The organism is Arthrobacter sp. SO3 (assembly GCF_020532825.1).
Lineage (GTDB): Bacteria > Actinomycetota > Actinomycetes > Actinomycetales > Micrococcaceae > Arthrobacter.
In genome coordinates, this window is sequence record NZ_MQTS01000016.1 from 22,896 (window position 1) to 32,336 (window position 9,441).

At 67.9% G+C, this 9,441-nt stretch carries 9 protein-coding genes; 6 read left to right on the forward strand and 3 right to left on the reverse strand.

Annotation, left to right across the window (positions count from 1 at the left end):
- The first annotated feature begins 64 nt into the window (after positions 1 to 64).
- From BJQ90_RS01885 to BJQ90_RS01895, 3 genes are read left to right on the forward strand one after another with little or no spacing between them, the layout of a single operon-like run.
- Positions 65 to 298, forward strand: a complete 234-nt coding sequence (locus tag BJQ90_RS01885) for a hypothetical protein (RefSeq protein ID WP_226758620.1) — start codon at positions 65 to 67, stop codon at positions 296 to 298.
- 10 nt (positions 299 to 308) lie between these two features.
- Complete coding sequence (locus BJQ90_RS01890; RefSeq protein ID WP_226758621.1) at positions 309 to 2,804, forward strand: helicase-associated domain-containing protein; 2,496 nt, start codon at positions 309 to 311, stop codon at positions 2,802 to 2,804.
- The gene (locus tag BJQ90_RS01895) at positions 2,801 to 4,456 is read left to right on the forward strand and encodes a DNA repair helicase XPB (RefSeq protein WP_226758622.1); all 1,656 of its coding nucleotides are present in this window, start codon (positions 2,801 to 2,803) and stop codon (positions 4,454 to 4,456) included. The genes BJQ90_RS01890 and BJQ90_RS01895 overlap by 4 nt, the downstream gene beginning before the upstream one ends.
- A gap of 45 nt (positions 4,457 to 4,501) precedes the next feature.
- Here BJQ90_RS01895 and BJQ90_RS01900 read toward each other — a convergent pair whose 3' ends face one another.
- Positions 4,502 to 5,377: an FHA domain-containing protein gene (locus BJQ90_RS01900; RefSeq protein ID WP_226758623.1), complete on the reverse strand. Its 876-nt coding sequence runs from the start codon at positions 5,375 to 5,377 to the stop codon at positions 4,502 to 4,504.
- Positions 5,378 to 5,379: 2 nt separating this feature from the next.
- Positions 5,380 to 5,640, reverse strand: coding sequence for a hypothetical protein (locus BJQ90_RS01905; protein ID WP_226758624.1), 261 nt, complete (start codon positions 5,638 to 5,640; stop codon positions 5,380 to 5,382).
- A gap of 248 nt (positions 5,641 to 5,888) precedes the next feature.
- Here BJQ90_RS01905 and BJQ90_RS01910 point away from each other — a divergent pair, with 248 nt between their 5' ends.
- The 3 genes from BJQ90_RS01910 (at position 5,889) to BJQ90_RS01920 (ending at position 8,591) form a co-directional block, all read left to right on the forward strand.
- Complete coding sequence (locus BJQ90_RS01910; RefSeq protein WP_226758625.1) at positions 5,889 to 6,599, forward strand: response regulator transcription factor; 711 nt, start codon at positions 5,889 to 5,891, stop codon at positions 6,597 to 6,599.
- Positions 6,600 to 6,604: 5 nt separating this feature from the next.
- Positions 6,605 to 8,182, forward strand: a complete 1,578-nt coding sequence (locus BJQ90_RS01915; RefSeq protein WP_226758629.1) for a sensor histidine kinase — start codon at positions 6,605 to 6,607, stop codon at positions 8,180 to 8,182.
- Between the two features lie 121 nt (positions 8,183 to 8,303).
- Positions 8,304 to 8,591 (forward strand): WXG100 family type VII secretion target, encoded by a 288-nt coding sequence (locus BJQ90_RS01920; RefSeq protein WP_226758626.1) that lies wholly within the window; start codon positions 8,304 to 8,306, stop codon positions 8,589 to 8,591.
- A 27-nt stretch (positions 8,592 to 8,618) separates the two neighbouring features.
- Here the strand turns inward: BJQ90_RS01920 and BJQ90_RS01925 are convergent.
- A partial coding sequence (locus tag BJQ90_RS01925) for a ribonuclease HI family protein (RefSeq protein WP_226758627.1) occupies positions 8,619 to 9,441 on the reverse strand: 823 nt, incomplete at its 5' end.

The window sequence follows — 9,441 nt, forward strand, 5'->3', positions numbered from 1 at the left end:
ATCCTGCCCGGCCTACTTTGGCCGTTTGGGGCGCGGGACAAGCCGGGCTGTTAGCGTTAGCTCCATGACTCCATTGCGTTTCCGGCGGCCACTGTTGATCGTCGCGGCCGCCGCCGCCGTTCTGTCGCTCGCGGCCGTCGGCGTGGTGATGGCGATGGCCTTCAATAACGCTGTGTCGCCCGTCTGGATCACCTCCACTGCCCTGTACGGGCTTCCCCTGGCTTTCCTGCTGATGCTCCTGCTCATTGTTGACGGAATTGCAGCACGGCGGCGGACCCGACGGCCAGACGAAAGGTAGCGTGGCACTGATGTCCCTTATCCGCGCGCTCAGCAAGGAACTGCAGGCACGCAGCGATGACTCGTTGCGGGCCTTGTTCTCCGCGCGGCCGGACCTCATCTCCCCCGGCGTGCCGGACTTCGCTGCCCTCGCTGCCCGGGCCAGCGGCCGCGTCAGCGTGCAGCGGGCCCTGGAGCGGCTCAACCGCCCGGAAATGCAGGTCCTCGAAACCCTGCACCTGTGCACCAACACGGACACCGGGCACAGCGCCTCCGCCCCCATGCTGAAGAAACTTATCAACGGCGCCACGCTGGGCTCCATTGAGAAGATGCTGCACTCGCTGCAGGAACTGGCCCTCGTCCACCGGGCTGAACCACCGCACGGCGCCGCGCCGGCTGCCGGCACGAAGCTGCGGTATTACCTGCCGGTGGGGAGCCTCAAGGACGTGATCGGGATCTACCCGGCCGGCCTGGGGCGCAGCTACACCGAACTCGTGCGGCTCCAGCCCGCCTTCGCGCAGCGCGTGGTCCAGTTGGTCGGGGAGCTGCACCGGAACGGGGCGGCCATCTCCCCCGCGGCCACGCCAATGGAGGCCGCCCTGTCGCTGCAGCACTGGACCGCCACGCCGGAGTCCCTCCGGCAGATCCTGGCCGGTGCCCCGGAACGCACTACGGCCCTGCTCGCACGCTTCGGCAACTGGGCCATGGGCGCCGTTCCGCAGGCGCAACGGCGCGCCTCCGTCCTGCACGAGGCCGCCGACGTCGGGCCCGTGGACTGGCTCCTGGCCCGCGGGCTGCTCGTGCCGCTGGACGCCGCCCACGTGGAACTTCCGCACAGCGTCGGGGTGTCTCTGCGCGGCGGCTTAGTTATTGAAAAGTTTGCACTGACGCCCCCGGTGCCGCGGCTGGGGTCCACGTCGGCGGCACTGCGCCGCAATGCCGCCCTGGGCGCGATCGCCGAGACCCTGAGGCTGGTCGGCGAGCTGCTCTACGCCGTCCGCGAGCAGCCCCTCGTCACCCTGCGCAGCGGCGGCGTGGGGGTCAGGGAGCTGAAGCGCCTGGCGGACGCCCTGCGGGTTGAGATGCATGACGCCGGGGTGCTGGCGGAGCTGTGCGCCCTGTCCGGCCTTATCCGGCTGGACGTTGACAGTTCCGCCTGGGTCCAGCCGCCGCAGCTGGAATGGCTGGCGCTTCCCAGGCAGGAGCAGTGGCTCTGGCTGGTCAACGCCTGGCTCGCCAGCGAACGGGCGCCCTCGCTCGTCGGACAGCCCGTCAGCGGCCAGGCCACGGTCCCGGCCCTCCACCGCGGCGCAACCGGTAGCACAGTCAACGCGCTCTCGGCCGAGGCCCAGCGCCCGGACGCTCCGGTAGTCCGGAAGCGGATCCTGGAAATCCTGGCCGAGCTGACCGAGGAGGCCGCGGCGCCGGACGGGCGGGCCCCCGTGCTGGACGCGGCGGCAGTGCTGGAGCGGGCCGACTGGGCCCAGCCCCGGATGGCACGGCGTTTCAGCTCGCTGATCCGGGGCGTCCTGGCCGAGGCGGAAATGCTGGGCCTCATCGGCTCGGGCGCGCTCAGCCAGATCGGAGCGGCCATCGCCGCCGAACAGCCCGACGAGGCGATGGGCATCCTGGGCGAACACCTGCCGGCCGCCCTGAACCATGTCCTGCTCCAGGCCGACCTCACAGCGGTGGCACCCGGCTACCTCGCCCCGGAGCTGACCGAAAAGCTCCTCACCATGGCAGATGCCGAAGGCCAGGGCCCCGCCACCATCTACCGTTTCTCGGTCTCCTCCGTCCGTCGTGCGCTTGACGCGGGCCAGGACGCCCAGGCGATGCTCGATTTCCTGGGCCTGCATTCGGCCACGGCAATCCCCCAGCCGCTGAAGTACCTGGTCGAGGACACCGCCGCGCGCCATGCCAGGCTGCGGGTGGGGACCGCCGCGAGCTTCATCCAGAGCGACGACGAGACTGCGCTCCTGGAGCTGCTCAACACCTCCGGCGCCGCCGGCCTTGCCCTGGTCCGGATCGCACCCACCGTGCTGATCACCCACGCGGGTGCCCGGGAAACAGCGCAGGTCCTCCGCAACCTGGGGCTGTCCCCGGCCGTCGAGGAATCCGAGGCAGGCGGCATCCGCCTGCGGCGCACCACCGCGGCGACCGGCAGCGTGCGGCCGGTCTACAGTGCCCCGCGCACCGCCCCGCCGGAAGCCGACGTCGACGCCCAGCTGGCCGTGCTGCGCAGCGAACGCCCCTCCGCGGGCGGCACCGACGGGCATCCTCCGGTGGCCCCCGGCAGTGAAGAGGCAACCCAGCTGGGGCTGGAAACCCTACAGAAGGCGATCCGGCTCAAACAGCGCGTGGTGATGAACGTCGTCGACAGCATGGGGAATGCCGTACGGGAAACGGTTGTTCCGGTAGCTGTGAACGGTGGCCGGGTCCGGGTGTTCGATCCGGACAAGGAAACCGAACGCGTTCTGTCCATCCACCGGATTATTGACGTAGAGGCCGCAGAGGAATTGCTCCAGTGAACGACGGACCGTTGATCGTCCAGAGTGACAAAACCATCCTGCTCGAAGTCGACCACGAACTGGCCACCGAGGCCCGGCACGCCATCGCCCCCTTCGCGGAGCTGGAACGCGCCCCGGAGCACATGCACAGCTACCGGCTCACCCCGCTGGGCCTCTGGAACGCCCGGGCCGCCGGCCTGGACGCCGAAAAAGTGCTGGACACGCTGCTGAAGTACTCCCGTTTCCCGGTGCCGCACTCCCTGCTGATCGACGTCGAAGAGACCATGTCCCGGTATGGCCGGCTCCGGCTCGAAAAGGATCCCCAGCACGGCCTGGTCATGCGCACCTCTGATTACCCGGTGTTGGAGGAGGTCAGCCGCGCCAAGAAGATCGCGCCGCTGCTGGGGCCGAGGATCGACGGCGAAACCGTCGTCGTGCACTCCTCCCAGCGCGGGCAGCTCAAGCAGCTGCTGCTCAAGATCGGCTGGCCCGCCGAGGACCTGGCCGGCTACGTCGACGGGACGCCGCATCCCATCATGCTCAATGAGTCCGGTTGGAAGCTCCGCCCCTACCAGCAACTGGCGATGGAGAACTTCTGGGCCGGCGGCAGCGGCGTCGTGGTGCTCCCCTGCGGAGCCGGCAAGACGCTGGTCGGTGCCGCCGCGATGGCCACCAGTTCCACGACGACGCTGATCCTGGTGACCAACACGGTCTCCGCCCGCCAGTGGAAGGACGAGCTGCTCAAGCGGACCTCCCTCACCGAGGAGGAAATCGGCGAATACTCCGGCTCCGTCAAGGAAGTCCGTCCCGTCACGATCGCCACCTACCAGGTCCTGACCACCAAGCGGGGCGGTCTCTACCCCCACCTGGAGCTGGTGGACGGCAACGACTGGGGACTCATCATCTACGACGAGGTCCACCTCCTGCCCGCCCCGATCTTCCGGATGACGGCGGACCTGCAGGCGCGCCGCCGGCTGGGCCTGACCGCCACCCTGGTCCGCGAAGACGGCCGCGAAGGCGAAGTTTTCAGCCTGATCGGCCCCAAGCGCTACGACGCGCCGTGGAAGGACATCGAGGCGCAGGGCTACATCGCGCCCGCCGACTGCGTCGAGGTCAGGATCGACCTGCCCCGCGACGAACGCGTGGCCTATGCCATGGCCGAGGACGCGGACAAGTACCGGCTGTGCGCCACGTCCGAATCCAAGACTCTGGTGGTGGAACAGCTTGTGGCCGAGCATGCCGGCGAGCAGCTGTTGGTGATCGGACAGTACATCGACCAGCTGGACGAGATCGGCGAGCGCCTGCAGGCGCCGGTGATTAAGGGCGACACCTCCGTCAAGGATCGCCAGCGGCTCTTTGACGCCTTCCGTGCCGGCGAAGTGCAGACTCTCGTGGTGTCCAAGGTCGCCAACTTCTCCATCGACCTGCCCGAGGCCTCCGTCGCGATCCAGGTCTCCGGCTCCTTCGGATCGCGGCAGGAAGAGGCCCAGCGCCTTGGCCGGCTCCTGCGTCCCAAGAAGGACGGCCGCGCCGCACGCTTCTACTCCCTGGTGGCCAGGGACACCCTGGACCAGGACTTCGCGGCCAAACGGCAGCGGTTCCTGGCCGAGCAGGGCTACGCCTACCGGATCATGGACGCCAAGGACGTCGGCACCAGCTCCCCCACCGACTGAGCCGGAGCGCTCCGGTGTTCCGTTCCAGTCCGGCGTTCTCCCGGATTAGCGGATGTACGTTGACCCGTCCTGCTCCAAGGCTCCGGTCCGCGGGTCGCGCTGGGGGCGTTGGTACGCGAATTCGCCGCCGCTTCGTCCGCCGAAGGGACGGCCGTGGTCAGCAAATTCCTCACGGAAGAACGCCAGGCACCACTGGCCCATCTGGAGTCGGGCCCCGGTGCGCAACACTGACGTCGATCCCGGACCGAAGCTGCCGCTGACTTTGCCGTGCCGGACCAGGACGTATTCGTCCTGGTCGTTGTGGACTATTTCGGCATGCACGCCGTCGAGTCCCGGAAGCTGCAGGTCAGCGGATTCATCGCTTCCGATCCGCACCCGCTCCGCCGCCAGGTTGAACTCACGCGGGACCTGGCCGCTCCACGACCCCGTGTCCTGGACGAAAATCAAGCGCGGCCGCCCGCCGCCCCGCGTGTAGTGCGTGGTGGTGATGCGGCGCGGAATTCGGCGCTTCACTGTCGGCAGCAACGGCAGCAATGTCCCTGGCGGCAGCAGGGTAAGCCCGTTGCCGGACGGACGCCGGCCCCGTTTCAGCATCGGCGCCAGCGCCCCCAGCTTTCCGAGCCTGATGTGGGGCGACCTGGTAATTACGCGCTGCGAGGCTGGAGCCTCGACGGCTCCGAGGCTGATAATCCTTCCCTCAGGTCCGTCCACGACTACTGTCAGCCCCTGCTCGGACAAGGTCTTGGCGAGAGGTCTCATGTCCCCCAGCGAAGGCAGGCGGTGCGACATCAACGCGTCAATACTCTCCAGCGAGACAACCACTTCGGTCCCTGCAGCCTTCACGGATCCGCGCGCCTGCTCCCCGGATTCCTCCTGAAGGGAAAAGTCCAGGTTGATGTAAGCCCTGAACCGGGGGGCCATGGTCAGCCCCTGTTCTCTTCGGAACCTGCTGCGTCCTTATCGCTGGTGGTCACGCGCAGGCTTCCGTTCAATTTCCAAGTGGCGCGCGGCGCGTCAGGGCCGATGTCGCGGGGAACTTCGATGGTCATATCGATGAAGTTGTAGTTGATGGCGGCACCCTTGCCGGTCAGGTAGGACCACATCTCTTCGGCAAGATCCGCCCAGTCGCGGATACTCCGGTCAACAGGGCTGGTACTGTCCGCTGCGTTGCTCTCAGTCGTCATTATCTGTCCTCATCCTTACGTACCGGCGTTCCTGCCGCCGCGGCCGAGTAATTGCGATAGTGCCACTCTAATGTCCGGGTCGACGCAGGGGAATCCCATTCGGAGCCGACGTTTTTCACCCTCGGTCCGGGAAACCGGACCGAAAGCCCACCGGGAGGCCGGCGCAGTCGCAGGGTCGCCGGCCGTGCACACAAAACACACATCCGCCACTCAGAAAACTCCCAGAGTCTGGGAGGATCATGGGAACCATGAAAAAGAACGGTCCCGAAGCCAAGCTGCTGGTCGTCGATGATGAACCGAACATCCGCGAGCTGCTGTCCACTTCCCTGCGCTTTGCCGGTTTTGAAGTCGTCTCCGCATCCAACGGGCGCGAAGCCCTGGCGGCGGCCGATCTGCACGCCCCCGACCTGGCCGTCCTGGACGTCATGCTGCCGGATATGGACGGGTTCACCGTCACCCGCCGGCTGCGCGCCGCAGGCAAGCACTTCCCCGTGCTGTTCCTGACCGCCAAGGATGACACCGAGGACAAGGTCATGGGCCTGACCGTGGGCGGCGACGACTATGTCACGAAGCCGTTCAGCCTCGACGAGGTCGTGGCACGCATCCGCGCCGTACTGCGCCGCACGCAGCCCCTGCAGGATGACGATGCGGTCATCCGCGTCGATGACCTCGAGCTCGACGACGACGCCCACGAGGTGCGACGCGGCGGCACCGTGATCGAACTGTCCCCCACCGAATTCAAGCTCCTGCGCTACCTCATGCTGAACCCCAACCGCGTGCTGTCCAAGGCGCAGATCCTGGACCACGTCTGGGAGTACGACTTCAACGGGGACGCCTCGATTGTGGAGTCCTACATCTCCTATCTGCGCCGCAAAGTGGACATTGATCCCGATGCCCCGGCCCTGATCCAGACCAAACGGGGCGTCGGCTACGTGCTGCGGACGGCCGAGAAGCGCTGACGTTGCTGCTGCACCGGTGGAAGTCGGCGTCGCTGCGGTCGCAGCTCGTCGCCATCATGACCGCACTGATGCTGGTGGCTCTCACTGCCACCGGCGCCGGGACCCTGACCCTGCTGCACAGCTATCTGCAGGGGCAGGTCGACGACAAGCTCCGGGCCGCGGTCGCCTCCGTCCGCCAGCAGCAGTCCTTCAGCCAGCTGCAGGACCAGAACCAGCGAATTCCCACGGACTACTCGCTGATGCTCTTCACCCCCGGGCAGCCACCGCTGCCGTTCGGCGGCAACAAGGAACTCCACCCGGACATCACCAGCTTCACCTCGGCAGACGCCGCCGACCGCCAGCAGGTCCCGTTCCAGGTCCGCGGCACGGACGGGCGCAACTGGCGGGTGGTCGCCCTCAACGTTGTGGACAGCAACCAGCGCAGCTCCGTGGTGGTCATCGGGCTCCCGCTCTGGCCGGTGGATTCGGTGATGGAACACGCCGTCCTGGTGGTGGTCGGCGTCGGGCTGCTGACGCTTGTCCTGGCCTTCTTCATTGCCACGTGGAGCATTTCCCGGTCTTTCCGGCCACTGGCCCGGGTCGAGAAGACCGCCGCGGCGATTGCCGCGGGCGACCTCTCCCGTCGCGTCGAAATCGAAAACCCCAATACCGAGGTCGGCCGCCTGGGCAGCTCCCTGAACGCCATGCTGGCCCACATCGAGACGGCCTTCGCCGCCCGGATGGCCTCCGAGGCGCGGATGCGCCGCTTCGCCGCCGACGCCTCGCATGAACTGCGCACCCCGCTCGTGACGATCCGTGGATTCTCCGAGCTGTACCGGCACGGCGCGCTGTCCACCCCGGAGGATGTGGCGACCGCCATGGGCCGGATCGAGAGCGAGGCGAAGCGGATGGGGACGATGGTGGAAGACCTGCTGCTGCTCGCCAGGATCGATGAGCAGCGGCCGCTCCAGCAGAAGCCTGCGGATCTGCTGCTGATTGCCAACGACGCCGTGGTGGACACCCAGGCCAGCGACCGCGGCCGCACCATCTCGCTGACCGGGCTGGACGGCCGTCCCCCCGGGCCCGCCCCGGTGCTCGGCGACGAGGCCAAGCTGCGGCAGGTGGTGGGGAATCTCGTGGGCAACGCCCTGCGCTACACCCCTGACGGAACGCCCATCGAACTGGCCGTCGGCGTCCGGACATCCGGGGACGGCACCAAGCTGTCCATCATCGAGGTCCGTGACCACGGTCCCGGTGTCCCGGCGGAGGAAGCGGCGCGGATCTTCGAGCGGTTCTACCGCGCGGACACGTCCCGCACCCGCGAGACCGGCGGCAGCGGGCTGGGGCTGGCGATCGTCGCGGCCATCGTCGGTTCGCATTCGGGCACCGTCCGGGTTGCGAAAACCGACGGCGGCGGCGCCACCCTGGTGGTCAGCCTGCCGTTCCTGGATGAGGCCGCCGAGGACGCAGGGTCGCGTGCCGACTCCGGTGCCGGGTCCGCTGAGGGGTCAGGAACGCGTGCCGGCTCCGTCTCCGGCTCCGTCTCCGGCTCCGGTTCGGGCTTCGGTTCGGGCTTCGGCTCAGGCGACACCGCTGGGGAGTAGCCTGCCGGGTCTCCCGCTCCTTTTCCACATACCGCTGACCGGCCGTTCCCGGGTCCCCCCGGCCTGCCTACGCTTGGAGGGTCCGGAGATTCCGGATCAGGCACTGTCGAGAGGGCATCCCATGAGCATCATTTCCGTGGATACGGAACTCCTCCAGCTCAAGTCAGCGAACGTCAAGGCCACGGTCGACCGCATCAGCGCCGACGTCCAGTCCATGAAGCGCGGCCTGGACGAGCTGCAGGCCAGCTGGCGCGGCTCGGCTGCAACCAACTTCCAGGCGCTCGTCGCGGAGTGGGCCCTGACCCAGGGCAAGGTCGAGGCTTCCCTTGCCTCGATCAACCTGGCGCTAAACTCCGCGGCGGCGAGTTATGCCCAGGCCGAACTGAACAACACCCAGCGTTTTAGTTGACCGCCCCTCAGGGCGCCGCAGAAGGTCTCAGGCTTCGGGGGTGCCCTGGCGGAAGCGGAGCCTCCACTGGGCGCCGTCATGGACCCACAGGGAGCTGCGCAGGGCCGTTCCGGACCGGGTGTGGCTGCGGTACGTCAAGAGGACGGTGTGCGCATCCAGCCGGTCCGCGCCCAGCATTTCCAGCTCGGTCGGCCCACCCGGAGTCTCTTCCAGGGCCATCATTACGGCATCCCGGGTCCAGATCCGGCCCGAGGTCCCGATTTCGGTGAAGTCCGGGTGCAGCAGCACCCCGGTACGTCCGAAGTCGCCGCGCGTTGCCGGAAGGAGGAGTTCGCGCTCAAGTGACTCAACAATCGCCTCCGGGCTCGCGTCGGTCCCCGGAGCGGGGGTGGTGTCCTCGTCGAGCTCACTAAAGAGGTCGGGTTCGTCGAAGAGTGTCGGCTCCCCGAACAGCTCCTGCTGGCGGGACGGCATCGGCGCCTGGCTCGCCGCCGGCGCGGCGGCGGGTGCTGTCTGGGCTGCGGGAGCAAGGACTCCAGCAGCGGCGCCGAACCCGGGCCCCTGGCGCACGGCCACGCCCTGCTGGTAGGCCGTTGCGGCAGCCCTGGCGCGGTCATCCGCCGCCTCGTTCAGGTCATGCCCGGCGTGGCCGCGGACCCATTCGAATTTGTATTTGCGCCCCACCAGCGCCTGGTCGATCTCCTTCAGGAGCTCGACGTTCATGACGGGTTTGCCGTCGGACTTGCGCCAGCCTTTGCGCTTCCAGCCCGGCATCCACTTGGTGACGGAGTTGATGACGTACTGGCTGTCGCACAGAATGTGCAGGTCCTCCCCCGGCACGTGTGCGGTG

Bases quoted from the DNA above. Each gene is read 5' to 3' on its own strand.
- BJQ90_RS01885 (WP_226758620.1), top strand. From the start codon at position 65: ATGACTCCATTGCGTTTCCGGCGGCCACTGTTGATCGTCGCGGCCGCC.
- BJQ90_RS01905 (WP_226758624.1), bottom strand. From the start codon at position 5,640: ATGACGACTGAGAGCAACGCAGCGGACAGTACCAGCCCTGTTGACCGG.
- BJQ90_RS01890 (WP_226758621.1), top strand. From the start codon at position 309: ATGTCCCTTATCCGCGCGCTCAGCAAGGAACTGCAGGCACGCAGCGAT.
- BJQ90_RS01910 (WP_226758625.1), top strand. From the start codon at position 5,889: ATGAAAAAGAACGGTCCCGAAGCCAAGCTGCTGGTCGTCGATGATGAA.
- BJQ90_RS01920 (WP_226758626.1), top strand. From the start codon at position 8,304: ATGAGCATCATTTCCGTGGATACGGAACTCCTCCAGCTCAAGTCAGCG.
- BJQ90_RS01900 (WP_226758623.1), bottom strand. From the start codon at position 5,377: ATGGCCCCCCGGTTCAGGGCTTACATCAACCTGGACTTTTCCCTTCAG.